The sequence below is a fragment of the Cupriavidus sp. IDO genome, assembly GCF_000812465.1.
In the GTDB taxonomy this organism is placed as follows: domain Bacteria; phylum Pseudomonadota; class Gammaproteobacteria; order Burkholderiales; family Burkholderiaceae; genus Cupriavidus.
The window spans coordinates 1-24,006 of the sequence record NZ_JWMA01000028.1; the positions used below are offsets into that span (position 1 = coordinate 1).

The 24,006-nt window shown below is 56.8% G+C and carries 20 protein-coding genes; 10 read left to right on the forward strand and 10 right to left on the reverse strand.

Annotated features, from left to right (window positions below):
- Window positions 1-633: 633 nt before the first annotated feature.
- On the reverse strand, window positions 634-918 hold the full coding sequence (locus tag RM96_RS40680) for a reverse transcriptase N-terminal domain-containing protein (RefSeq protein ID WP_338011406.1): 285 nt from the start codon (window positions 916-918) through the stop codon (window positions 634-636).
- Window positions 919-1,763: 845 nt separating this feature from the next.
- Between RM96_RS40680 and galU the strand changes: the two genes are divergently transcribed.
- A complete protein-coding gene (gene galU / locus RM96_RS09200) occupies window positions 1,764-2,660 on the forward strand; it encodes a UTP--glucose-1-phosphate uridylyltransferase GalU (protein ID WP_039009984.1) in 897 nt (298 codons plus the stop codon).
- A 215-nt stretch (window positions 2,661-2,875) separates the two neighbouring features.
- Here galU and RM96_RS36915 read toward each other — a convergent pair whose 3' ends face one another.
- The 4 genes from RM96_RS36915 to RM96_RS09215 all read right to left on the reverse strand — a co-directional run bounded on the left by RM96_RS36915 (window position 2,876) and on the right by RM96_RS09215 (window position 7,253).
- The gene (locus tag RM96_RS36915) at window positions 2,876-3,127 is read right to left on the reverse strand and encodes a hypothetical protein (protein ID WP_082016478.1); all 252 of its coding nucleotides are present in this window, start codon (window positions 3,125-3,127) and stop codon (window positions 2,876-2,878) included.
- Window positions 3,128-3,169: 42 nt separating this feature from the next.
- A complete protein-coding gene (locus RM96_RS09205; RefSeq protein ID WP_039009986.1) occupies window positions 3,170-4,291 on the reverse strand; it encodes a hypothetical protein in 1,122 nt (373 codons plus the stop codon).
- Window positions 4,292-4,458: 167 nt separating this feature from the next.
- On the reverse strand, window positions 4,459-6,159 hold the full coding sequence (locus RM96_RS09210; RefSeq protein ID WP_039009989.1) for a hypothetical protein: 1,701 nt from the start codon (window positions 6,157-6,159) through the stop codon (window positions 4,459-4,461).
- A 293-nt stretch (window positions 6,160-6,452) separates the two neighbouring features.
- Entirely contained in the window at window positions 6,453-7,253 is an 801-nt protein-coding gene (locus RM96_RS09215) for a transcriptional regulator (protein WP_039009991.1), read from the reverse strand.
- 502 nt (window positions 7,254-7,755) lie between these two features.
- Here RM96_RS09215 and RM96_RS09220 point away from each other — a divergent pair.
- A complete protein-coding gene (locus RM96_RS09220) occupies window positions 7,756-8,703 on the forward strand; it encodes a helix-turn-helix domain-containing protein (RefSeq protein WP_039009993.1) in 948 nt (315 codons plus the stop codon).
- A 30-nt stretch (window positions 8,704-8,733) separates the two neighbouring features.
- Here the strand turns inward: RM96_RS09220 and RM96_RS09225 are convergent, their stop codons facing one another.
- Window positions 8,734-9,552 carry a hypothetical protein gene (locus RM96_RS09225; RefSeq protein ID WP_052279432.1) on the reverse strand — a complete coding sequence of 273 codons (819 nt, stop codon included), beginning with the start codon at window positions 9,550-9,552 and terminating at the stop codon, window positions 8,734-8,736.
- 546 nt (window positions 9,553-10,098) lie between these two features.
- On the opposite strand from RM96_RS09225, the gene RM96_RS09230 reads away from it, so the two are divergent.
- The 8 genes from RM96_RS09230 (at window position 10,099) to RM96_RS36935 (ending at window position 17,227) form a co-directional block, all read left to right on the forward strand.
- Window positions 10,099-11,478: an undecaprenyl-phosphate glucose phosphotransferase gene (locus RM96_RS09230; protein ID WP_039010068.1), complete on the forward strand. Its 1,380-nt coding sequence runs from the start codon at window positions 10,099-10,101 to the stop codon at window positions 11,476-11,478.
- Complete coding sequence (locus RM96_RS09235; RefSeq protein WP_052279422.1) at window positions 11,468-11,941, forward strand: VanZ family protein; 474 nt, start codon at window positions 11,468-11,470, stop codon at window positions 11,939-11,941. The genes RM96_RS09230 and RM96_RS09235 overlap by 11 nt, the downstream gene beginning before the upstream one ends.
- Window positions 11,919-13,370, forward strand: a complete 1,452-nt coding sequence (locus tag RM96_RS09240) for a UDP-glucose dehydrogenase family protein (protein ID WP_082016480.1) — start codon at window positions 11,919-11,921, stop codon at window positions 13,368-13,370. Before RM96_RS09235 ends, RM96_RS09240 begins: the two co-directional genes overlap by 23 nt.
- A 175-nt stretch (window positions 13,371-13,545) precedes the next feature.
- Window positions 13,546-14,502, forward strand: coding sequence for a glycosyltransferase family 4 protein (locus tag RM96_RS40815; RefSeq protein ID WP_443112249.1), 957 nt, complete (start codon window positions 13,546-13,548; stop codon window positions 14,500-14,502).
- A 16-nt stretch (window positions 14,503-14,518) separates the two neighbouring features.
- Complete coding sequence (locus tag RM96_RS09245; RefSeq protein ID WP_039009996.1) at window positions 14,519-15,658, forward strand: glycosyltransferase; 1,140 nt, start codon at window positions 14,519-14,521, stop codon at window positions 15,656-15,658.
- A gap of 44 nt (window positions 15,659-15,702) precedes the next feature.
- Entirely contained in the window at window positions 15,703-16,104 is a 402-nt protein-coding gene (locus RM96_RS36925) for a glycosyl transferase (protein ID WP_238587191.1), read from the forward strand.
- Window positions 16,101-16,589, forward strand: a complete 489-nt coding sequence (locus RM96_RS36930; RefSeq protein WP_082016483.1) for a glycosyltransferase — start codon at window positions 16,101-16,103, stop codon at window positions 16,587-16,589. Before RM96_RS36925 ends, RM96_RS36930 begins: the two co-directional genes overlap by 4 nt.
- 65 nt (window positions 16,590-16,654) lie before the next feature.
- Complete coding sequence (locus tag RM96_RS36935) at window positions 16,655-17,227, forward strand: serine O-acetyltransferase (RefSeq protein WP_152624076.1); 573 nt, start codon at window positions 16,655-16,657, stop codon at window positions 17,225-17,227.
- Window positions 17,228-17,447: 220 nt separating this feature from the next.
- Here the strand turns inward: RM96_RS36935 and RM96_RS36940 are convergent, their stop codons facing one another.
- The 4 genes from RM96_RS36940 to RM96_RS09255 all read right to left on the reverse strand — a co-directional run bounded on the left by RM96_RS36940 (window position 17,448) and on the right by RM96_RS09255 (window position 24,003).
- The gene (locus RM96_RS36940) at window positions 17,448-18,068 is read right to left on the reverse strand and encodes a heparin lyase I family protein (protein WP_193752419.1); all 621 of its coding nucleotides are present in this window, start codon (window positions 18,066-18,068) and stop codon (window positions 17,448-17,450) included.
- A gap of 426 nt (window positions 18,069-18,494) precedes the next feature.
- The gene (locus RM96_RS09250; RefSeq protein WP_152624077.1) at window positions 18,495-19,733 is read right to left on the reverse strand and encodes a VpsF family polysaccharide biosynthesis protein; all 1,239 of its coding nucleotides are present in this window, start codon (window positions 19,731-19,733) and stop codon (window positions 18,495-18,497) included.
- Between the two features lie 355 nt (window positions 19,734-20,088).
- Entirely contained in the window at window positions 20,089-21,441 is a 1,353-nt protein-coding gene (locus tag RM96_RS36945) for a flippase (RefSeq protein ID WP_338011407.1), read from the reverse strand.
- Between the two features lie 306 nt (window positions 21,442-21,747).
- A complete protein-coding gene (locus RM96_RS09255; protein ID WP_039010073.1) occupies window positions 21,748-24,003 on the reverse strand; it encodes a polysaccharide biosynthesis tyrosine autokinase in 2,256 nt (751 codons plus the stop codon).
- Window positions 24,004-24,006 lie beyond the last annotated feature (3 nt).

The following is a 24,006-nucleotide window of genomic DNA, read 5'->3' on the forward strand; positions in this document are numbered from 1 at the left end:
CCATGTTGTCGAGGACATTACAAACAGCAGGGCCCCTTCGCTCCACCGGCGTTACCCGGCTTCACAGCTACTACGGACCCATCCGCCACCCTCTCGCCTTCGACCCACTTCCCGGGTTCGCCGGTTATAGGGCCTACCTTGCTCCGGCGATTTCGCGCCGGGACGAGGAGGGCTTCTCCAGTTGCTCAGCGTATCCTTGTCAGCATGCCGTCGGTTTCACCCCGCCGGAGGCATACGACGCATCAGTCAGGTTGCGTCGTATGCTGTTGTCTTCGCCCGATTTTTGAAGGCTCGACCTCCGGGGTAGCAGCTATCGAGGCCACATCTCCGTTTACTTGCGTTACAGCCTACTGACTCGCGATCGCCCCAAGGGCGACTTTGTCGATGGGCTTCAGCGTCCCAGTTTCCCGAGTACGCTGCCATCCAAGCTACGGGGCTCTGACTCTTACCCCGGCGGGCTTTCTTTCCCGCTGAATACGCCAGCCTTCGCTGGACGCACAAAAATCCGCCACATCCCTGGCAACCCATTGGTTTATCGAGGGAATCTAGCCTTTCCAGCACCCGGATGGCAAGATGCGTCGCAGCGGCAGTGCTCGATATCCGCGATGTTGCAGCGACTCCATTCCCTTCCATTTAGCCGCTGGGGATCGCCCTTACCCTGCAGTCGACCCCCGGCGTACTCTTACCGCAGTTTTCTGTCACCCGCTTCACGGCCAACATCTTGCCGCTGCGCGATCGGGTCAGCGGACGTTGCAAGGCTAGGCTTGCACCTCGCCCCATCTGCCTTCCATTGTTGCCTTGGCGATACGCACCTGAACTCGCTTCACGTCCTCGCATCTCATGGCGAAATGCGGCATTCGTGAAATAGTCGATCAGGAAGTGGCAGCACGCGCTGAACCGCGGCGAAGCGGTGCACATCGTTCAGCGGGTGATCGCTCGTCGAGCGTGTGCGATTCGCGGGCATCCTGTCGCATCCAAGCTGCGTGGCCAACCCAATCGCCTGCCGTCAACCGGGTGAGGCCAGATATTCGCACGCACAGACCTGATGCGCATAAACCTTAGGCTGTCGCCGAACTATTGTGCGCAGCGAAGCGATCGTCGGCCTCGGACACCGAGTCTTGTGCCCAGATATCGCCAGGAACAGGAATCCCCTACTTCGAAGGGTTCGGCGCCTCCAGCGCGCGGGTAAAATCAGATTGCGGCGCACAATAGGGCAAGAATGCGCTTCGCTCAGGGTCAATACTTCACTGCTAAGCCGCGATGGTCTATTTGCTAACGTTCGTCGCCTTCGAGGCGGCATGGTTCGTTCCATTCCGCGCTGTGTTCAGGTCTGCGCGTTTCGGCCTTCTTGAAAGGGAAAGCCACACGAAGGCGCCATGACGAAGAGGAAGCCGCTGGTGTGGAGGACCTGGACTTCAGCGCCAGGAAGAAGGCGCTGTGAGAGGCCAGCCCAAATCGCGCCCGCATGCATTCGAGCCTGCTTTACACAAAATTCCGACAACTGATCGAGGCGAAATGCCACCGGGCAAGCATCGAACTGCTCCGAATTAATCCAGCCGACACGTTGACCATCGGGCAGCGCAATACGCCTCGCGAGGTGGCTGGAGCGTGCAGGCTGCCGCGTCGGAGGTAACTGCGCGCCGCAGGCAGAAGTTGTGGGCTGAGCCATTGAGACGACGGATCAGGGAGATGGCCAAGCCGATCATTGATAACGAGTTGCGGAAGCTAATTGAACCACTAAACACTCAAAAGGAACACCGGACATGGACAACCGCGTTACCAAGGCCGTCTTCCCCGTCGCGGGACTGGGCACCCGCTTTCTCCCCGCCACCAAGGCGAGCCCGAAGGAAATGCTGCCGGTGGTGGACAAGCCACTGATCCAGTACGCCGTGGAGGAAGCCATGGCCGCTGGCATTACCGAGATGATCTTCGTCACGGGCCGCTCCAAGCGCGCCATCGAGGACCATTTCGACAAAGCCTTCGAGCTGGAAGTGGAGCTCGAGGCCAAGAACAAACAGGCGCTGCTGGACGTGGTCCGTTCTATCAAGCCGGCCAACGTCGCGTGCTACTACGTGCGCCAGCCCGAAGCACTGGGCCTGGGCCACGCGGTGCTGTGCGCCGCCAAGCTGGCGGGCGACACGCCTTTTGCCATCATGCTGGCCGACGACCTGATCGACGGCAATCCGCCGGTGATGAAGCAGATGGTCGAGATCTACAACCACTACAACTGCTCGGTGCTGGGCGTGGAAGAGATCGCGCCGGAGCAGAGCCGCTCCTATGGCGTAGTCGACGGACGCGAATGGGACGAGGGCGTCATCAAGATGTCCGGCATCGTAGAAAAGCCGGCGCCGGAAGATGCCCCCTCCAACCTCGGCGTGGTCGGCCGCTACATCCTGACGCCGCGCATCTTCGACCGCCTGCGCGAACTGAAGCCGGGGGCCGGCGGCGAGTTCCAGCTGACCGACGGGATCCAGTCCCTGCTAAGCCAGGAGCAGGTGCTGGCCTATCGCTACCAGGGCCGCCGCTATGACTGCGGCAGCAAGCTGGGCTACTTGAAGGCCACTGTCGAGTATGCGCTGAAGCACCCGGAAGTCGGCGCCACCTTCCGCAGCTACCTGGAGCAGCGTGACCATCATCTGGCTGACAGCGTGGTTGCCTGACAAGGCTGCCTGCCATTGAGTATGGTGAGGGGTACCCCCTCAGCCCTCTCACATCACCGTACGTGCGGTCCCGCATACGGCGGTTCACAAACAAGACTGCAAGCGTCACTGCGTAGGGTTGGTCCTGTTTTCGGCACGGTTGGAGCTGAGATAAACATGCTGATCAACTTCTCGTAGTGCACGCGAGAAGAACCCCGTCGTTTTCCTTCATCCAATCACAATTCAATACAAACGGCGCGCGAATCCCCGTCTGCTTCCGCAGCTTCTTCGGAAACATGGCGATTCTTCAGGCGGCTGTGCATAGCCTCGCATCGCTTCAACAGCGTTGCGGTGGGCTCCTCTGCAGGGCTGGAAATGCCAGCCGTAGTGGCAATGCGCAGATATGCTTGCCGGAAGACTACGGCCACGATAACGATGAGCGTACCGATGCTCAATGCTCGAACTGCAAGCTGGATGTATTGCGACATAGCGAAATCGGCAAAGAGAAGGACCGAGCCTGGATCTCGAATTCAGAACCCAGAGAAGCGAATGCCGATCGAGCCGTAGCCGTAGTACCGGTCCAGCTTGCCAGCGGTCGTGGCGTTATAGAGGAACGGGATGGTGCCGACGAAGTTATACAGCGACGCCTGGCCGCGCAGGAACACCTCCACGTTCTTCACTACCGCATACGATAGCTCCAGCCCCAGCGTATGGTTCGAGCGAATCGGCGAGTAGCCATAGGTTTTCGCGCGGCTATCGACATTGCTGCGCAGCAGGTATTGGAACTGGTAGCCCAGCCGCGCGGCGAAGTTCTCGTACTTCCAGCGCCATGAGCCGCCCAGGTTCAGGTAGCCGGCGGTGTAATTGAAATCGTCGTTGAAATTGATCCCGAACCGGCTGGCATCAACTGCGAACGAGGCCGACTGGAGGGTGGCATTGCCAGCGCGGCACGGTGCGGCCAGCGCGCCGTTGGCGATATTGTCAGAGCCGATGGAGACATTGAAGTTGCAATTGCCTTGCTGCAGACGGGTATTGATGCTTCCGATGCTCACACGGCCGATCCCGAGCCCGACGAAACCCGTGAGCTGATTGCGCTCGGTCAGATCGCCCGAGAAGATGACGTCGGCCTGGCCCTGGACGTCATTCGCGTTGTTCACCGTGAGGCTGTTGAAGGTCGTGTTGCGAACCGTGACCGGCGTCGTGCGGTTCAGGCTGCCGGCGTGGTCTCCCCATAGCGAGAAGCGAAGCATGATGCGATCGCGCGCGCCGGGCTCGGCCAGCGGGTCGTAGTGCATGGCCAACATCCAGCTGTCGATCTGGTTGTGGTCTTGTCCGTAATCAATACCGCGGCGCCAGTAGGTGGCCGACCCCGACCAGGACGGCGAGAACTTGTAGCCCAGCATCAGCTTGCCACCGCGATAGTCGCCGGCGTTGTCCGACACGGGGCCCTGCCGCCCGCGCAGGTTGAAGACATCCACGGTGCGATTGACCATGTCGTAGCTGGCCTCCACCCGCACCGAGGTGAACTCGCCCGTGGCGGGCTCTGCCTGCATGAACACATCGTCCGGAGCGGCGCTGGCCGCGCCCGCGCACGACAGGCCCAGCATCAGGGCGCAGGCTTGGTCCAGCCCGCGCTTGCGAAACAGCTGCATAGGAAACTCCGAGGCCGCCGGGCAAGCCTCATGCGTGGCGCGCCCCAGGGGGCTCGACGCAGACACAAAAAGAACCCGGCCACCCGTGGCATTGCCCTGAGGCATGCGTCCGGATGACCGGGTGCATGGCCTTCCCCATCCAGGCGGAAGGCACCACCACGAGTCGGTCACGGATTGAGCGTAACCGTGGTCTTGAGGCCGTCGCCGGTCACCTTGGCTGCGGCGGTCCTCACCGACGCCGTCTTGGCGTTTTCCACGTTGCCGTCTACCAGCGCACCCAGCTTCACGTCCTTGCCGCTAATACCTGTCAGCGCAAACGTCACGGGGAACGTGCTGGGCGACCTCGGCGTGAGGGCGTCAGCCTGCGCCTGGCTCAGCGCACCGGCAGACTTCAGCTTGCCGAGGAACACGGTGAACGGCAGGTTCAGCGAGCCGCCGTTGGTGCTGTCGAACAGATTGTCCGCCACGGAATTCGTCAGGCTTGCGGCAGCCGACACGTTGCCGCTGAGCTCGAACGAATAAGTCGTGTTGGCCGGCACCACCACATTCACCAGTTGCGACCCGTTGAACGTCAGCGTTACGTTCTCGATGATGACGTCGACCTGGGTGCCGCCGTAGGTATAGCTCAGGCCGGCACGCACTTGCGACGGGCCGCCACTGAAGGCATCACCATTCTGCGTCAGCGCGACCTTGATCGAGCTCAGCGTGCCGCCCGTGACCGAGATCGTGTCGGTGATCGGGTAAGCCTGGCCGTTGATCGTCAGGTTCGACAGCAGGACGTAGTTGGTCAGCTTGACCGCGTTCGCCACGTTGTTGATCGCTGTGCTGTCCACCGCGCTGCCCAGGTTCGCGGCTGCATCCTGGATCGCCGTGGTATTGCCGGTCGACACGGCGTCGCCGAGCGCGGCCAGCTTGGACGCGTTCGACGCATCGGTCAGCGCGGCCGGCGTCACAGCCTTGACCAGCGCCGTGGTCGTCGTGGTCTGTGCGCTCTCTGTCACGACGTTGATCGATCCGCTCGCCTTCAGCTTCGACAACGTATCGGCCGGGCTGCTGCTCAGCGCGATGTCGTCCAGCGCTGTGTTCACGCTCGACACCTGGCTCGTGATCAGCGGGGCGGCCAGTGCGGCCACGTTGGCTGCCACGGCGGCAATGTTCGACTGCAGGCTCGCGGGCAGGCCGCTCTGGGCGTTCTGCACAGCGCCAGACACCACGGTCGTCACCAGCGCGCTGCTGGTCAGGTCAGCCGTGCCCGACGCGCTGGCCACGGCGTTGGCAACCGCCTTGGCAGCCGCCGCGGCCGCAGCCTCGGCGGTCAGCGTGCCACCCGTAGCCAGGCCCGTCAGCGTCTTGGTAACCTGGTCGACCAGTTGCTGTACCACGACCGCCGCCTTTAGCGTGGCCGCGTCCTGCATCGGGTCCAGCGTGGCCAGGTCCTTGCCTGCCAGGCCGAGCTTCGCCGCCAGTGCAGCGGCCTGCGTCGGGCCGAGTTGCGCCACCAGCGTGGTCAGCGGCGAGATCACCGGTGTCACGCCCTCCTTGTATGTCACCGCCGGTGCCTGCAGCACCCCCGTGAACGGCTGGTTAGTACCGATATCGGTGCCGCCGGTCACCTTGAGCGCGCTCGTGGTGCAACCAGCAGGGAAGGTGAAGTCGCCGGTTGCATTCGTCGTCGCGGTCTTGTTGCCGCAATCGAGGAAGGTGACCGTCGCGCCAGACAGGTAGAAGTCCACCGCCTTGCCGCTCACGGTGACAGAAGGCTGGGAAGGCGTGGGCGAATTGTCGCCGCCACCACCGCAAGCAACCAGCGTTGCTGCGGCGGCAGCCATGATGCCGAGGGTGAGGATGTTCCGGGTATTGGTTTGCACGCTGCTCTCTCCTGAGATCGATACTTCGGTACGTCGATACATGGTGGGGAATCCTGCGACGGAATACTGTTGCGCACAGTCTCCGGCGCCCTACGCTGCCCTGTCGTGCCACGCTCCAGCTTGCAAGCGGATCCTGCTGCGGCAGCTTGCAGTTCGCGCCAGCACACAGATAAACAAATCCCCAAATCGGTGTCACCCCTACTTGGCGGGGGAAAGCCTTTGCTTGCGCGCAGTCCCGTAAGCCGCCTTGCGGCATCGCCGACGCACGCTCGCCATGACTCACTACGGCCTCGCTAACAGGCGTCTGCACCGGAGCAGAGCGCTGGAAAATCGTTCGGTCCCAGCCAGCCGGCAATGTATTGCCCCATCGCGTCAAGCAACACGTCAGATGTCAGTCCCGTTGCGCCGGCCAGCGCCGGACAGATGATCCAAGTGGTGCCGTCGCGCTCCAGCACGCGCAAGGTCTTGGGCAAGTCAGCGGGCTGGAGGATGTGGTCGGCGCCGCGCACATCCCCGAGAGCGAACGCCTGCACGAAATCGTCGGCGTGCCGCTCGCCCAGGCATACCACCACCTTTGGCTTCCAGAGCCGGCGGATCCTGTCGATGAAGGCGAAGCGCTCACCTTCGCGGCAAAGGTCGACGTAACGCTGCTTGGGCACAAGCTCCGGCTGGCCGCGGAATGCCTTCGACCACGGTGTCTGGTTAATCAGGCGCGCTGGCAGGGGAAACAGGCTGAGCTTGAACTCCGCGCCGTCCGGCGCGTACAGATGATGCTCGAAGTAATGCCTCCAGTCCCGCTCGCCCAGGGACGTATTGAAGATATGTGCGCGCGCTGCGGCCATGATCCTTGCAATCTTCTGGTGCGACTGCCAGCGCTCCATGTGCTCGCGATGCTTGTGGCGGTACGCAGCGTCCCACGCACCGGGCTGCGCATGCGGAACCAGCGGCGCCACCAGCGACTCAGCCCTCGGATGCGGCGAGCTGTCACAGAACCATACCGCCGCGTCCGGATTACCCCCTTCCATCCCTACGTACGACGCGAAATACTCTTCCAACTGATCACGCGTAAACACTGTATTAAGTTCTTTTTTCATGCCACTACCGCGTGGTTGAGCGAAGGATGCAAAAACGCCGTGTGTGATCAGGTTTTGTGCACCACACAAACTATGCGGTCCCGGATTCTGCACGCTAATCGGCCTGTTTTCACCCCCCGTTCGAGGGATACGTTGTCATCTCGTTTCCCTTCTTGAGCGGGGTAACGTTCAACACAACGACGCGGCAAATACGCGCGCGCGAGACGGCCTCGATGACCCTCGCAGCAAGCCAAGGTACGAGCGTCCCCGCATAACACGCGCGCGCTTTAATCTTGGGTTAAAGTAGCGCTCCCTCGTGTGCCAATGTTCTTGCCGATCGGCACACTCACCAAGCTTCGCGTCATCGATCGTGTCAAACGCCCCTGCCCCACCGCGCCACGCTACCCGGCCCACGCGCGGCGAACTCGAACGTTTGCCGCACAGCTACTTCGAGGTAGGTGCCGGTGGATCACAGGCCGCCCGGGGCCAGATACTTGCGTGGCGACAACGCGTCGGACACGTCATGGACCTGGAAGTCACGCGAGACAGCCTCATCGCGCCCTTCCACGGAGCCATCGATCGCTACCTGATCGAGAACATGTCTTTCACGGACTGCCGCTGTGATCGCGTCACGCTGCAACGCAGCCTCGCGCGTATCTCGACTGACTCGGCACGGCATCACGCGATACAGGTCTTCGTCGAAGGCAGCGCCGGCGTGGTGGCCGGCGAGCGCCGCAATCCTCAGCCGCGCCACGGCGGTATTCTGCTGACGGACCTTGGGCAGCCTATTCAGATGCGGCGCGAGGCAACACGCGCGCTCTCATTCTTCGTGCCGCGCATAACGATGGATGCGATTTTCATGGAAGCCGAGGCCGCGCACGGACGCATCGTGGAGACCGACACACCGCTGAGCCGACTGGCCGTCGCACACGCCGTCGCGCTCAGTCGCGATCTGCCAACGATGACACCCGAGGCCGCCGTACACGCCATGCGCACCGGCGTGGAGCTGCTGGTCGGGGCCCTGCGCCAGGGCGTGGGCTTGGACGGCAGTACTCGCGCCGCGGTGCGCAGCGCCGTGCTGGGACGCGCCCGTCGGCTGATCGACGCCGACCCTGGCCAGGCCGGACTGTCACCCGCCAGACTGCTGGCAAAGCTGGAAATCTCGCGAGCCACCCTTTACCGCTTGTTCGAACCCGAAGGCGGCGTGCAGGCCTATATCCGCAAGAGCCGTCTGCGGGCTGCCGCGCAGGACCTGGTGCGTTACCCTCACCTGGCTGTCAACGACATCGCCTACGGCCTGGGCTTCAACAGCCCGTCCGACTTTACGCGCGCATTCCGCCGCACCCTCGGCATGTCGCCGCGCGACCTGCGGGCCTACGCCGCCGACGCCGGCAACCGTGCCTTCTGGCATGCCGCGAACGCAGTCCAGGGCAAGGATTATCAGCAATGGATGCAGCGTCATGCCGCGTGATGGCACCACGGCGGCGGTGGCCAGACGGTGTCACACCGCGGCTTCGGCCTCTTCCTGCGGATGTCGCTCGGGCTCTTCCGGCCGCATCTGGAAGTCGGCGATCGTCAGCCACTGGCTGATGAAGTGCCCCATCGCATTCAGCAGGACGTCTGATGCCAGGCCGGCAGCGCCGGCCACCGCGGGACAGATGATCAGGTGCGTGCCCTGGTCCTGGTAGACGCGCAGTACCCGCGCCTGGTCGGCCGGCTTCAGCAAATGGTCGGTGTACGGCAGGCCGCGCATGCCAAACGCGTGCAGGTAGTCATCCTCGTGACGTTCGCCCAGGCAGATCACTACCTTGGGGCGCTGGCGCCGGCGCAATGCCTCGATAAAGCGGAAGCGCCCCCCGTTGCGGCACAGTGACAAGTAGTTGACCTTGGGGTTGAGCTGAAGCTGCGCACCATACAGCCGCTTCCAGGGCAGCCCGTTGTCCGCGCGAATCGGCAGCGGAAACAGGCTCAGCTTGAACTCCCACCCGCGCGCACGGTAGAGATACTCGGCAAGATAGCGCTGCCAGCTGCAGTTATCGCGCCGGCCGAACAACACCATTTCCCAGGCCGCCGAGATGATGCGCGCGATGCGCTGGTGCGTCTGCCACCTTGCCATATCGCGTGCATGAGCGACACGAAAATGCGCGTCCCAGGCGTTGGGAACTCGCTGCGGAGCCAGCGGCGCCTCCAGCGGCAAGCCCACCGTGGTAGGTACATGATCGCAAATCCAGACCGCTGCCGCCGGGTTGCCTCCCTCCATGCCCACGAAGGAAGAAAAATAGGCGTCCAGCTCATCGCGGGTAATAACGTTCCCTTTCATGTCTTGCTGCATCCTGCTGAAGATTGCCGTGACACCGGCTTGAGATCGGCACTACCGCGTTGCGCGCAATGCCGACGCAAGATTTTAGCCGTGGCGGTCCCTTGCACTTGACCATGCGTCTCAAAATGGTAGGGCACGATGCAAAGATGCCACGCAAACATCGCCACGCTTTCCCTTCTCATGCAGGGTACCGACGGGTCACGCTGCACCGCACTATTCGCCCCTGAAGACACAAAGCACACCGGCGCGAGCGCGCCGGCAGGAAGAGAGCGTTGCAGTTCCAGGGACGGCCCTCAAGGATGCGGCCGGTGGCCGGTCACTAGCTGACCGCGGCCACACCATGAAACCGACTGCCGCAAAGCAGTCCCGCACGACTCTGCTGTGTCCGCGCCAAGAGCATGCACACCAAGATGCATGCCAGCGACGAGCCTGGCTGCCACTGTGCGCGGCCTGCAAGTTCGGAGGAGACAACAAGAGGCATGGGCACTCGCTTGAGCGCCCATTACGCGAACGCTTCAGGGGAAGCAAATGGGTGTCTATCGCGATATGTTTGCCAGGCATCACGATCAGCTCGCGCTGATGGTTCGCCTGCTCGACGCCGGCGCCATCTGGCTGGCGGCAATACTGGCCACCGAAGCGCGCTTTGCCAGCGCGCACGCCCCTATCCACCTGTTCGTCCAGTACTTTGGTTGTGCGATCGCCTTCATTGTGTTGCCCGGGTTCGACCTCTACAGCTCATGGCGCGGCCGCAGCCTGTTCTCGCTCGCCACGCGCCTGCTGTCCGCGTGGAGCCTGGTCTGGCTGATCAGCATTCTGCTGACCTACCTGTTGCACCAGGCCGACTCCCTCTCCCGCTTGTGGATGGTGTACTGGTACGCCTTCTCGCTGGCCGGCCTGCTGGCCCTGCGTGTTGCCAGCCGCGTCGTGCTCAACCTGGTGCGCGTCACCGGCGCCAACAGCAAGCGCGTGCTTATCGTTGGCTATGGCCGTACCGGGCAGGAAATGTACCGCCGCGCGACCGCCAGCCACGCCACCGGATACAAGATCAGCGGCATCTACGCGACCGAAGGCGAGCCCACGCCGGAAGGACGCCGCCGCATCACCGACAGCGCCCAAATCGCCGATTTCGCGCGCGAGCATGAGATCGACGAAATCTGGCTCACCCTGCCGATGAGCGAGTACCGCCTGATGCAGGAGATCAACTTCTCCCTGCGCAATGACTTCATCGACATCAAGTGGATGCCGAGCGTGCTCGACTTCGACCTGCTCAACCACAACGTCGGCAACTTCCTCGGCATGCCCGCGGTGGAAATGAACAGGCCGCCCGCGCTCGGCGTGCGCGGCACGATCAAGGCCATCTTCGACCGCGCCTTTGCCGCGCTCGTACTCATCGCCCTGTCGCCGCTGTTCCTGATCATTGGCATCCTGATCAAGCGCGACTCCCCGGGCCCCGTCTTCTTCAAGCAGGAGCGCCTTGGCATGGACGGCCGCGTCATCCACGTCTACAAGTTCCGCAGCATGAAGGTCCACGCCGAGCATGGCACCGTCACGCAAGCCACCAAAGGCGATAGCCGCATCACGCCGATCGGTGCCTTCCTGCGCCGCACCAGCCTGGATGAGCTGCCGCAGTTCATCAATGTGCTCAGGGGCGAAATGAGCGTGGTAGGCCCCAGGCCGCACGCCATGGCGCATAACAATATGTACAAAGAGCAGTTGGACTTCTACATGATGCGTCACCGCGTCAAGCCCGGCATCACGGGCTGGGCCCAGATCAACGGCTACCGCGGCGAGACCGACACCCTGGACAAGATGGCCAAGCGGGTGGAGCACGACATCTTTTATATCCGGAACTGGTCGTTCTGGATGGATGTGAGGATTATTTTCTGGACGGCGTTCAAGGGATGGACGGGGCGTAATGCGTATTGATCCGTCGCGTCCGAGCCACAAAGCTACAGGGCTGGTCACGCCGCGGGGCAGGCTATATCTTGCGGCCGCCATCGCGTTCTTCCTGACCATGCTTGTGGTGGGAAGTATCCCGGGCAAGGCGCAGGCGCTCAACCGGGAGTATGGCGACAAGCTGATGCACCTGTGCGCGTACGCCTGCCTGGCTGGGGCCATTTTCCTGGCCTTTTCGCGGCACCGGGCCGTCATCACGCTGGCTAGCGTCGCCATGCTGGGCAGCCTGGACGAAATCATCCAGGGCTTCTTTCCATACCGCTCGTCCAACCTGGCCGACCTGCTTACGGACCTGGCGGCAGCGTTAGCCGCCATTGCCGTGCTCTCGCTGGTCAATGCATTCGTAAACGCAATGGCGCGCAAAGACGCCGGCGCTTCATATCGATCTCCTCCTCCCTCGACCTGCGCACATGAAGATCACCATCATCGGTAGTGGTTATGTAGGCCTTGTTACCGGCACCTGCCTGGCTGAGCTCGGCAACGATGTCCTTTGCCTGGATCTTGACGCCACCAAGATCGAGATGCTCAACGCCGGCGAAGTCCCCATCTACGAACCCGGCCTGAAAGAACTCATCGCGCGCAATCATGCCGCCGGCCGCCTGCGCTTCACCAGCGACATCGAAACCAGTGTCAGCTTTGGCGATATCCAGTTCATCGCCGTGGGCACCCCGCCGGACGAAGACGGCTCCGCGGATCTGCGCTACGTCCTTTCCGCCGCCCGCAATATCGGGCGATACATGACCACCCCGAAGGTCGTGGTGGACAAGTCGACCGTACCCGTGGGTACTGGGGCCAAGGTCAGGGACTGCATCGCCGCGCAACTGCAGGAACGCGGCCTGCCGGCGCTCGACTTTGCCGTGGTCTCGAACCCCGAATTCCTCAAGGAAGGCGCCGCGATCGAGGACTTCATGCGCCCCGATCGCATCGTCATCGGCACTGAGCCCGGTGTCTCCGGACAAAAAGCATGGGAAATCATGCGCTCCCTGTATGCGCCCTTCACGCGTAACCATGACCGGATCCTCAATATGGATGTTGCGTCAGCCGAATTCACCAAGTACGCCGCAAACGCCATGCTGGCCACCCGTATCTCCTTCATGAACGAGCTGGCCAACCTGGCGGAAGTGGTTGGCGCAGACATTGAACTGGTGCGTCAGGGCATTGGCTCTGACCCGCGTATTGGCTATAGCTTTCTGTATGCGGGAACTGGCTATGGTGGCTCGTGTTTTCCTAAGGATGTCCAGGCGCTGGAGCGTACTGCGGCTGAGTATGGGCAGACGTCACGCATCCTGGCCGCTGTTGAGGCGGTGAACCAAGACCAGAAGCGCGTCTTGGTACAGAAGATTGTCAAGCACTATGGCGAGGACCTTACTGGCCTCACGTTTGCGCTCTGGGGCCTTGCCTTTAAGCCCAATACCGATGACATGCGCGCTGCGCCAAGTCGCGTGATTATTAAGGAGCTGGTACAGCGTGGCGCCCGCGTGCAGGCCTTTGACCCGGTGGCAATGGAAGAGGCGAAAAAAGCCGTCCAGAGCGATTTGGTTTCCGAGCCGCGTGCGATAAATCGCGTGCGTTTTATGCCAACCCAGGAGACCGCCCTGGAAGGCACGGACGCCCTGGTGGTAGTAACCGAGTGGAAGTCATTCCGGTCCCTAGATTTTAAAGCGATTAAGGAATCCCTTCGCTGCCCCGTGATCTTTGACGGACGAAATCTATATCCGCCCGAAGAATTAAAAGCTGCGGGCATAGATTATTACCCGATAGGTAGAAGCACAATCTTGACGCAAGCGACATCGGCCTCCGAAGAGCTTATGTCAGTAACAAGCAAGTCGCACGCACGCATATATACCGGAACCACCGACTGAGCTACTAATGACGATCAGAGTATTAATGGCTGGTCCAGCCCTGAACTCTAAGGGTGGAATGGCTTCGGCAGCTCGAAACATAATTTCCGCGGTCGGCGACGACTGCGAAATCACCTTTGTCGAAACGCATCATACAGGCAGCCAATTCACAAAGTTAGCGGGTTTTACTAAGCGAATGGCTTCCATCCCCTCTCTAATCCGCCGCAGTCATTTCGATCTAGCGCATCTGCACGTAGCGAAAGGGGGAAGCATCGTCCGGAAGGCCTTGCTGCTAGCGCTTCTCCGAGCCCATGGAATACCAACAATATGCCACTTTCACTCAGGAGCAATCGAATCCATCTCAAAGAGATCGGCAGCTACTCGACTGCTTCTAAGGATCATTACAAAAGCAGCGTCTTTCAACATCGCTTTGAGTCCACACTGGGGAAAGTTCTACGCGAACTTCTGCGCAGAAACTAAGATTAAAATAATAAGAAATTGCGTTCCGGAATCTTCCCCTCTCCCGGTAGCTTCGGATAGAGCTTTCGCTCGCCCACTATTTTTCTTTGCCGGTACGCTAGTCTCCGCAAAAGGGATCCATGAGCTAATTGACGCCGCGCAAGGACTTTGTTCATCCGGCATCAAATTTGACCTCATAATAGCAGGCGAAGGTATCGAACGATCTGATTTACTGTCGAAAATTTCCAAGCGAGATCTGGCAGGACAAGTACACCTCGTTGGTTGGCTGGACCAACAACAACGCGATGAGTACATAAATAACGCCACCGCAGTGCTCTTGCCGTCCCACTTCGAGGCACAGCCGATGATAATCATAGAGGCATTCGCTCTAGGTACACCCGTGATCGCTAGCCGCGTCGGCGGAATCCCTGAGCTTTTCGATAATTGCGAACCTGGCATACTAATTACCCCACGGTCGGTACCGGCACTACAGGGGGCAATGCTTGAACTTATAGAAGACCCCACAAAGCGAACTTCAATGGGTAACGTGGCCCGGCATCTATATGAGGTACATCACTCGTTTTCGAGTACCCGATCAATTCTGATTGACCTTTATCGAACGATCTCAGAAAAGACACATACGCCGCCAGAGAATCCAGATGAAAATTCGTTGATCGCCTCGCAGAATACGTAGTCGACTCGACTTTTCAATGATCTCGAAGACCAAACGAAACAACTCGGTAGTCGCATTTTATCTACCGAACTTATGTCATGGGGGCGCGGAGCACGTGGCCGTAACGCTCGCCCGCGAGTTCGCCGCAAACGGAATCTCGGTGTACTTTCTATTACAGGAGGCACGTGGCGAACTCATTGCAGAAGCCCGTACATTCTCCAGAGTTATCGATCTCGAAGCGACATCGACAAAGGCCTCCATCATTCCGATTATCAAATCAGTGAGGACCTATGGTATTACTCACCTGGTATCGTTTCTGACCCACCAAAACATGCTCGCAGCGGCTATCGCAATGCTTGGCCTGCTAAAATGCAAGATATATCTTACGGAGCATAGCGCCATTGAGCATTGGCAAGATCTTTTCGGGCGAAAACACAAGCTCTTCCTATACGCCGCTAGATTTCTATTTAGGTTCGCGGATAATTTAATATTTGTCTCCCACGGAATTTCGAGAGATTTTGCGCAACGGGGTTTTCATAGAATCCCCTCAACAATAATACACAACCCCCTAAACAAGGCGAAAAAATCAAAAACGTTCGAAGCATCGAAAGATAACTCCGTGCCCACCGAACTCAAGAATAAGACCATACTCTTCGTCGGACGCTTAACTTTCGTCAAGAGAGTAGATTTACTTCTTCATGCCTTGGCGAAGATAATTCCCGAGTTTCCATCCGCACGACTTCTAATCGTTGGAGATGGCCCAGAGGCGCAGAATCTTAAGACCTTGGCACGCGAACTAGCGCTGGAGAACTATGTATCTTTTGAGGGATTCCAAATTGACACGCGTTGGTACTACAGCACATCGGACGTATTAGCCCTTACATCCGACCATGAAGGTCTCTCAAACGTCTTGATCGAAGCGCTGTCAGTTGGAATAAGAATTGTCTCGACAAACTGCCCACATGGTCCCTCAGAAGTACTCCTGGATGGAAAGCTCGGTACCCTGGTCGAACCAGGAAACGTCGACGCTATTAGCGAGGCTATTCTAAAAAGTCTGAGAGACAATGACATGACGTCAAAGACCTCTCTCTTCCAGAAGCAGAAGGCACGTGCACTCGACTTCGAATCCAGCCGTATTGCCGTTCGTTATTTGCAGACCCTCGGGATTCCCATCTAATGAGAAAGAAGACTTTGCTAGTATGCTCTGGCGGTGGACATCTAGTGCAGCTCTCCCTGCTCTCGGAAGCATTCGCGCAGCATGATGTAGTTTGGGCTGTTGCGGATGGTAGCCAGCCGCCAGAAAGGATTTATAAGTATTGCCTAGTGGATGCCAATAAAGAAACACCGGCAAAGTTAATCAAACTCGCTTTCCAGGTACTGCGAGTGGTACGATGCGAAAAGCCTCAGTTGATTGTATCGACAGGAGCAGCCCCGGGACTATTTGCAATCCTATTCGGAAGAATGTTGGGAGCGCAGACACTTTGGCTCGACAGCATTGCCAACTCCGCACAGGTCTCGTTGTCCGGCCGTCTTGCAAAACACTTAGCCAACGTAACCCTAACGCAATGGCCGCACCTTGCAGAACAAAACAAAAAAATGGACTATTGGGGCCAAGTCTTATGATACTAGTAACTGTGGGAACTCAGAAATCATTTGATCGCCTGATTCGTCTAGTAGACTCTTGGGCGTCGTATAAGACACTCCCTCCAATATACGCTCAAATTGGCAATGGTGGAGACTACATCCCATCGATGTTCCCCTATCACCCCTTCCTCCCAAAGTCTAGGCTCGAAGAACTCACTCAGCAAGCGACCCTAATAATATCGCATGCCGGTATGGGCAGCATCTTGACCGCGCGTCAGCATCGTAAGCCAATCCTCGTAGTCCCCAGACGCGAGGATCTGAATGAGCATCGCAATAACCATCAATGTGATACTGCTCGCAGCCTAGAGGACACTCCGGGACTTTATGTGTGCTGGAATGACAAGGACTTCGACAACATTGCCGAATCTGCCCTTTATGCGCCACGTGACTTATTCAACCATCAATACTCAACGCAGCTAGGCACTCTGATTAACAAACTCAAAAACTGGGCGAATGCAACATGATTCCATTTTCTTAATTCTTAAAGATCCTCGGTAAACCGCCACAAGCCAAGTAAATACGCAATCAAATGATTGTTATGAAGCGCTCCATAGATCTTATTAAAAGTGATTTATACCGCCACGCTGGAAATACGAGATTTTCCGCTTTTCTAAGGCACTACGTTCTTACCGCAGGCTTCAATTACATGGTCTGGCATAGGCTCGGCTCACAAACATCGTTCAAGCCACTACGAGCAGCATTTTTTTTTATACTTCAACGGAAACAACTACGCTTCGGAATACAGATTCCCCTTCGGACAAAAATTGGCTTCGGATTCTATATTGGACATTCTGGAAATATCGTTGTTAGCTCAACGGCAAGTTTCGGCAGTAATTGCAATATATCGCAAGGGGTTACGGTTGGTTCAAATCTCGGCAAAGCGGCAACAATTGGTAGTGGAGTTTATATTGGCCCCAACGCGTGCATTATCGAAGCGGTATCGATAGCCGACAATGCGACCATAGGTGCTGGAAGCATCGTGACGAAAGATGTACTCGAAGGCGCTACCGTGGCTGGTGTGCCAGCGAAAACAATTCAATCGAGATCCAATGATTCCGGACCTGGCAGGTTCATTCAAAATCCATGGCCGACCAATAAATAGCGGCAAAGAATGGCACTTCAAAAACAACTCAGCGCTCGAGCCATACTTCTCACCGGCTACCAAGTTAGCCGCAAATCTCGCCCCTCCGGAGTGGCATCAATTACAGGCCGTCATTAAATATTTGACTTGGATCGCCTCTATGACATGTCAATGTTCCGTCATATAAATCTTGGCGGCAGAAAAGTTGCATGGCCACATCATGAAGGAAAGGATACTTATTTCACTCCCTGCACCTAGTTACACTCAACGGACCATAAAATAATTCGCGGTCATCAATATCAGACGGGCTATATTTCCATGCCCACTTGTAGATACCGATTTTTAAATATGCTTGTCTGTCCGCAGGATAGGAGTTTGCAATATCTTCCGCTTCAAAAAACAGCTTCCCAGCACGCCATATAGAGACTCCCCCGTGCAATCCACTTTCCTCTGCACGGTAGGTCATACTCCATTTGCCCCATCTACCCCGGTCAGGCCAAATACTACCGAGCCAAAACGCCGCACGCTTTTGGGCCCGGGCACCGCCGCGAATCTCGAGCATATAGTCATCACCCTTCAATAAGATGGCAAATGGGGGAGGACCATTTCCCTGTCCCTGGTGTATTTGAAGCATACTCTCGGCCTGCGCCATATCGAAGGTGAAATTCGATGGAATGTACACTTCCCATTCGATTCTATATACCCAACCCGGTGAAAAATGAAATAACTCGGAGAATGAGATTTCAGCACGAGGCACTCCATTCGCTACACGCGAGAAATCATCTCCTCTGTTAATGTGGAAGCGAAGTGCTGGCGATCGACCACCAGTAGGCCGAGTAATAGCAAGAATGGCTTCTGGCATCGCCTTTTGCTGGCCAAGTCGGTCTTCAATACCACCTGCCCAATTCGACGCAAAAACTTCCTCTTGCGGGCAGCTAGCGGCTATCACCCCACCTGAACCAGAATATATTACAAGAGCGACCGCAAAATAGCCCGCAGACTTTAACCTGGTAGATCTCATCGGATCGACTGTCAGCATAGGAGGAGGTGGATACGTTTTCGAGCCGGCCATCTGGTATGTGGACTTTCCCCACATCCTGAGGAAGTAATGAATCCTCATCCTCCCTAAAACATATGGAGGCAAATCATATGCATTGTCATCAATCTGGCGAGCCGCATCGGGCCGCGATCGCGCACGCCCTGAGGAGCCGTCGGAATTCAGAGTACTTCTTGGTTGCTACATTCCTTAGATGGTTGAATCCATTTTGGCTTTCACGCGACACCTCCTCTAACAAAGCGAAGGGGGAGCAAATAACTTTCGCTCCCGAATATTTGAATAACTCGGTGACACAATAGCAATGAGGTAGCTAAAAATTATTAGCAGAACAGCGCTCTTAGTCGCCAATGAATTATTGGTCGCGGATAAAACCATAAACGCCCAGATCGCCAAACATATTCTATTCCGCAAACTACCCTTCAAACCACCGATGATCGTGAAGAATGGAGCGCAAATCGAGAACAACAACAGTATGCTCGCGATCACGCCGTAATTAAAAAGATAAAATAAAAGATAATTTTCGATAATATCCACACGAGCATTCCAAAGCAGAGCTTCAAGCTTTTCAGCTGGCAATCCAAGCAGATAGTCTGACGGAGTAAAGCCTGCCAGCACTTGCCATACATCCAGTCTCACCATAGCACTGTCATCAAGGAGGTCTGCAGTTGGTATTCGCGCATCCACCCCGCCCAAAATTCCTGAAAAAAGCGCAAAACTGACAGCCCCCGCAAATAGAGCGATGATACTCACTTTGAATGCAAACATCTCCTTCCAATAGACATTACTTCTTGGCAAGGCTAGATAGAGGCCCACAGTTAGAAATATAAGTGACGCCGCCCTTGCTCCAAAAGCTATCAGCGACGCTATACCGAAAATATAGACGAATAGCCGCCCCATAATCTTCGCGGACGAAGCAAGGTAAATGAGCCCTATGCCAACGGTTATTAATGCATTATTCAAAGGATGCCCATGCAGAGCCGTTGCCCGAAAGTATTTAGAGCTTTCATACAGAACGTTCACAAATGCCGTTTTCGTGCTAAATTCCAGAATAGCAATCGATCCATTTATGAAGAAAAAAATCAAAATCAATCTGGCCAAGATGACCCCAATGTTGAGCCGCCTCCGACCAACCAATATCATAAACGCCGATGGCGCGACAATGGTATCAAGGATATAACCGACGCCTTGGGCCCCTTTTAGCAACCCTACGCCAATCATTATTGCTAGAGCGATGCACTGGCCGATTACTACCTTACGAACCCGCATTCCCGGTGCAGACCACGGGTTTTTACCTGAAAACAAGAGGACCAATATTATTGCGGCACATATCCAACTATATGGATGTATTTTTTCAATCAACGTCCCCGACACATCCCCCGAATAATTCATGCCGGCCGTATTTAGCACATCACCGCTGATAAAAGTCGCCGTGAACACAGCGATTATTACAAGAACATCAACGATTAGCATGCTGAACTCCGCCGCCATGAAGAAAGACATGTACTGCCGAAATTTCAGCAGATTTTTTTCCCGCGGACAAGAATTTACCTTTCTCGTTGGTATTTTTCATCTCACCACTATCCACGAATCACGACGCCAATGTCGGCTTATCCCAGTAGCGAACTCACTCGATTGGCTCGAAAACTGGATATTTCAACCCTGAATTATAAAAACTAAACAGTCAGTGTATTCTGCTTAATAGCTCCTAGGAAGATCGCAAGCCGCACTCATTGCCATTCACTGGATAACCATTAGACTGCGTCCAGTTGCGGCTTCTCCCCTGCACCATTCGAAAATTAAATAAAAGAAATGCAACCCTCGCTGTTCATCTCGATGCGGAGTTGGATGATCGCGATATAAGCATATCAGTCTGAAACCCAGGAAATGCCGGAATGCCGGCACGCCAAAGGGCCCATCCCAAGGCAACAGTGCCAAACAGCACTGTCACAAGGAGGCTGATAGCAGCTCCGAGGGCTCCCAGCCACCATGTCGACGGCCCAATTAGCACTAGATTGCATACTGCTGCGTACATGGCAGTCGCTCTGAATTCTCGGACCATCCCAAGAGGGATCATAAGTTGCGCACCCCAGACGTTGTGTATGGCAGCCAAAAATGGAATCCACGCCATGCAATAGATGAGGGGGACGGCACTTAGAAACGAGGGACCCATCGCTATCTCAACAATCTGACGAGCGCCAACACAGAGACCAAGCGCAACGATAAATGTAATCGCGCCCTGGATGACAAGCAATCTCCGAGCAAAGGCGTAACCGCGAGCGGGCGACTCCTGAAGTAACCACGATAGCCGCGGATATACTGTGTTGCTTATTGGCGCAACCAGTCCGAGTGCGGCTGCTCTAATCTTATCGGAGCCAACATAAAGGCCCACAGCAGCGGGGCCCGCGATGACGCCCAAAATGACTGTAGTACTGTTGGTGTAAAGGCTTATAAGTGCGGTGGATAGAAAAACTTCCCTACCCTCTCTCAACTGTGCGAGGATTGCCCCTAGCGAGATCTTAGGCTTTCCGACCAGTCGAAGCCTCGCTACTAAATAAAGAGAGGAAACAGCACATACTATTCCACCGACCCCTTGTATCGCCACGGCTGTGGCAACGTCTTTAGATGATGTTACAAACGCGTATGTAAGGGGAACTGTTATAGCTTTACCTATCAAAGCAGCCAGAGCGAATCTTCCCATACGCTCGAGCCCCTGAAGGAACCAACTTGCGGTAAAGACAGCTGCAATAACAGTAAGCCATGCTGCAAAGAGCACGGGAGCGATGGATCCTAGTTTCTCACTAAAAAGAAGTGCAGCGAAAAGTAGAACTAATGTAAATAAAGATAAAATAGCTTTGGCCGCAATTGTATTCCAAAAATATAGCGTGAGCTTATCTGGTTCCGTGCGAGCTTGTGCGATCTGTTTAGAGGCGCTCAGATTAAAACCCCAGTCGGAAAACAATACGCCATACATTGCAATGGCTAACCCTAGACCTATTAGTCCATAGCCTTCTGGACCAAGGACTCGAGTGAGATATGGAAATGTCAGGAAAGGAATTAAATAGCTGCTAGCTTGCCAAACAGCCATGGCAAGAAAGTTCCTCACCAAGCCGGCGTCCCATGCGAGCCGAAAACTTTTATGTGCCACAGCTCTACTCAGTAAAGTTGCTTGCCAAACCACAGGCCTTCAGAGGCGATTGCCACCCAGGACAGGGTAGCCAATGTCCACTCTTTCGGCATTTTTTGCCGTCTCGAAGGGTAAAACAACAGCGTCTGCGGCATTTCCTGCTCGCATCGCAACACAGATTCTGCACGTATCGACACTCTCTGGGAGAGTTTTGGCCATACAATTTTTTGAGCGCAACTCTCCGACTAAACTTCGTGCGTTACGATAGCAACATCAGTTCGACGCCAAGTAAGTTCCCCGTGTCAAGACGCCGGTGATTGCTAGGACAACTCACCTTCACCTATTTGAGACAAGGCTTGCCTATTCTCCATCCCGTTTTTCTACTGGGTGTAACTCGCTTGCATAGCCGTAGTACGCATATCGATACCGCCCATACTTCGAGCCATAGCCGTAGCGATACGCATTCGGATCCAGGCCATTGAACACCACGCCGTTCACATCGGCATGAGCCTGGCGCAGTTGTTTGGCGGATTCGGTCACTTCGCCGATGGTGGTCTTCTCGAAGCGCGTCACGAGGAACACCGTGCCGCAGCGTGCAGCGAGGATTGCGGTATCGGCAACTGCCAGCACGGGCGGCGTATCAATCAGGACAAGGTCGTACTGGCGACCCAACTCATCAAGAAGCTTTACCATGCGATCGTTCAGTAGCAGCTCAGCGGGATTCGGGGGGAAGCCGCCGGTACTGAGAAAGTCCAGGTTCTCAAAAACCTCGCGATGTACGGCCTGGTCAAAGCCTACCTTGCCGAGTAGCACGTCCGCCAGCCCGTTGTTCCGGCCCTTGCCAAAATACTGGTTCAGATGGCCCTTGCGCATGTCTGCATCGATCAGCAGTACGCGCTTGCCGCCCGAGGCCATCACCACGGCTAGGTTGGCCGAGATAAATGACTTACCGACACCCGGTGTGGGGCCCGTCAGCAGCACGCGGTTATTGTCCGCGTCGAGCATGGTAAACTGAAGAGCGGTGCGCAGACTGCGCAGACTTTCGATCGCAGGCTCATTGGGATTGCGGTCTGCGAGCAAGAATTTGCCGCGCTTGCGCTGGCGGATGTCTACGGTGAGGAGAGCCTGAGCGCTCGACAATGGCACCGTAGCATAGACGCTCAGACCCGCATGCTGTTCGATGTCTTGCGAATCCGTGATACCGCCGTACAGCGCATTGCGCACGAAGGCCACGACGACACCAATCAGGACGCCGAGAATAGCTGCTAGCGCAATGATCAGAGCCTTCTTGGGCTTAATGGGTTCCTCGGGAACCGGAGCGTTGTCGAGCAGGCGCACATTGCCGACCTTGCCTGCCTTGACAAGCTTCAGCTGCTGCATATTGTTCAATAGGCCAACGTAGAGATCATTGTTGACCTGTACGTCGCGCATCAATCGCAGTGTGTCTTGCTCCACGCTTGGGAAATTCTTCATCCGGCCTGCCAGGCTGGCCACCTTTGCACTAAGGGCAGCGATTTGCTGCTCCACCGCCTGCACAGCCGGATGGGAAGCCGCGAAGCGCGTCTTCAACTCTGCGCGCTTCTGCTTTAGTTCGAACAGGCCGGCTTCCGCGGTGACGCTCTCCTGTAGAAACGCTTTGCCTTCCTCGCTGAGGTTGAACGTATTGCGCTTATTGCGCATCTCGTTGTACTTGACCTCAGCCCGCTCCAGCTCGCTCTTGAGCTGGGGCAACAGGTCTCCCAGGAAAGCCAGCGATTTCTCCGCTTCGGCGGCTTTTCGCCTGATATTCTGGGCTACATACTCTTGGCCGATTTCGTTAAGAATGCTCGCGGTAAGCAGCGGGTCGGAACCATCGAGCGAGGCACCGATGATGCCGCTCTGCTTTCCCTTCTCTGCGATCTTGAGGTCATCCTGAAGCTTCTCGATCGTCTTCAGCTGAGAGTCCCGCACAATGTTGAAGACAATACCCGGCTTTGCCTTGATATCACTCACTAGCAGCGCGAAGCTACCCACACTCTGCGCGCCTTCCAGCGGCTGCCCCACACGTCCCTCCAGCGGCACATCGAGGCTCGATTGATCCAAGCGGTAGCGGCCATCCTTCAGCACCGTCAGTGTGAATTTTTCTCCCTCAAGCGATTCCGGCACGTCAAATCGTTCAACGTTGATGGACTCCTTGGCCCATGCGAAGCCACCGAAGCCAAAGAGCCCTGGTTCGGACAATCCCTTGTCGCGATTGGCGATCCATGTGCCGACGAAAGGAAAATACCTGGGCGTCGCCTTAGTGTAGAGATGCAGGTTCTCCACTGCCCTACTTACGACCATACGAGAGCGAATAATCTCTATCTCGGCCGTGGCCTGGGCCTTGACGTCGAACAAGCTGGACACGTCTCCCAACAGACTACTAGCGCTATTCGGGTTGTCCTCGACCTGCACCAAGATATCCGCCTGATACACCGGCCGCGCCAGGAACGCGTAAGCCACCCCAAGCGCTAGCACTACGCCTGCAATCGACGCGATCAGCCAACGACTGGCGAGCAGTACATCCAGGTACCGGACGAGGTCAATCTCGTCCTCCGGGGGGCCAGCCACAACGACTGGATGGGAAGTCTGGGTCATCTG

Excerpts from the sequence above, each read along its gene's own strand:
- RM96_RS40680 (WP_338011406.1), bottom strand. The coding sequence starts at position 918 with ATGTGCACCGCTTCGCCGCGGTTCAGCGCGTGCTGCCACTTCCTGATC.
- galU (WP_039009984.1), top strand. The coding sequence starts at position 1,764 with ATGGACAACCGCGTTACCAAGGCCGTCTTCCCCGTCGCGGGACTGGGC.
- RM96_RS36915 (WP_082016478.1), bottom strand. The coding sequence starts at position 3,127 with ATGTCGCAATACATCCAGCTTGCAGTTCGAGCATTGAGCATCGGTACG.
- RM96_RS09205 (WP_039009986.1), bottom strand. The coding sequence starts at position 4,291 with ATGCAGCTGTTTCGCAAGCGCGGGCTGGACCAAGCCTGCGCCCTGATG.
- RM96_RS09215 (WP_039009991.1), bottom strand. The coding sequence starts at position 7,253 with ATGAAAAAAGAACTTAATACAGTGTTTACGCGTGATCAGTTGGAAGAG.
- RM96_RS09220 (WP_039009993.1), top strand. The coding sequence starts at position 7,756 with ATGGACCTGGAAGTCACGCGAGACAGCCTCATCGCGCCCTTCCACGGA.
- RM96_RS09225 (WP_052279432.1), bottom strand. The coding sequence starts at position 9,552 with ATGAAAGGGAACGTTATTACCCGCGATGAGCTGGACGCCTATTTTTCT.
- RM96_RS09230 (WP_039010068.1), top strand. The coding sequence starts at position 10,099 with ATGTTTGCCAGGCATCACGATCAGCTCGCGCTGATGGTTCGCCTGCTC.
- RM96_RS09235 (WP_052279422.1), top strand. The coding sequence starts at position 11,468 with ATGCGTATTGATCCGTCGCGTCCGAGCCACAAAGCTACAGGGCTGGTC.
- RM96_RS09240 (WP_082016480.1), top strand. The coding sequence starts at position 11,919 with ATGAAGATCACCATCATCGGTAGTGGTTATGTAGGCCTTGTTACCGGC.
- RM96_RS40815 (WP_443112249.1), top strand. The coding sequence starts at position 13,546 with ATGGCTTCCATCCCCTCTCTAATCCGCCGCAGTCATTTCGATCTAGCG.
- RM96_RS09245 (WP_039009996.1), top strand. The coding sequence starts at position 14,519 with ATGATCTCGAAGACCAAACGAAACAACTCGGTAGTCGCATTTTATCTA.
- RM96_RS36930 (WP_082016483.1), top strand. The coding sequence starts at position 16,101 with ATGATACTAGTAACTGTGGGAACTCAGAAATCATTTGATCGCCTGATT.
- RM96_RS36935 (WP_152624076.1), top strand. The coding sequence starts at position 16,655 with ATGATTGTTATGAAGCGCTCCATAGATCTTATTAAAAGTGATTTATAC.
- RM96_RS36940 (WP_193752419.1), bottom strand. The coding sequence starts at position 18,068 with ATGCCAGAAGCCATTCTTGCTATTACTCGGCCTACTGGTGGTCGATCG.
- RM96_RS09250 (WP_152624077.1), bottom strand. The coding sequence starts at position 19,733 with ATGCTAATCGTTGATGTTCTTGTAATAATCGCTGTGTTCACGGCGACT.
- RM96_RS09255 (WP_039010073.1), bottom strand. The coding sequence starts at position 24,003 with ATGACCCAGACTTCCCATCCAGTCGTTGTGGCTGGCCCCCCGGAGGAC.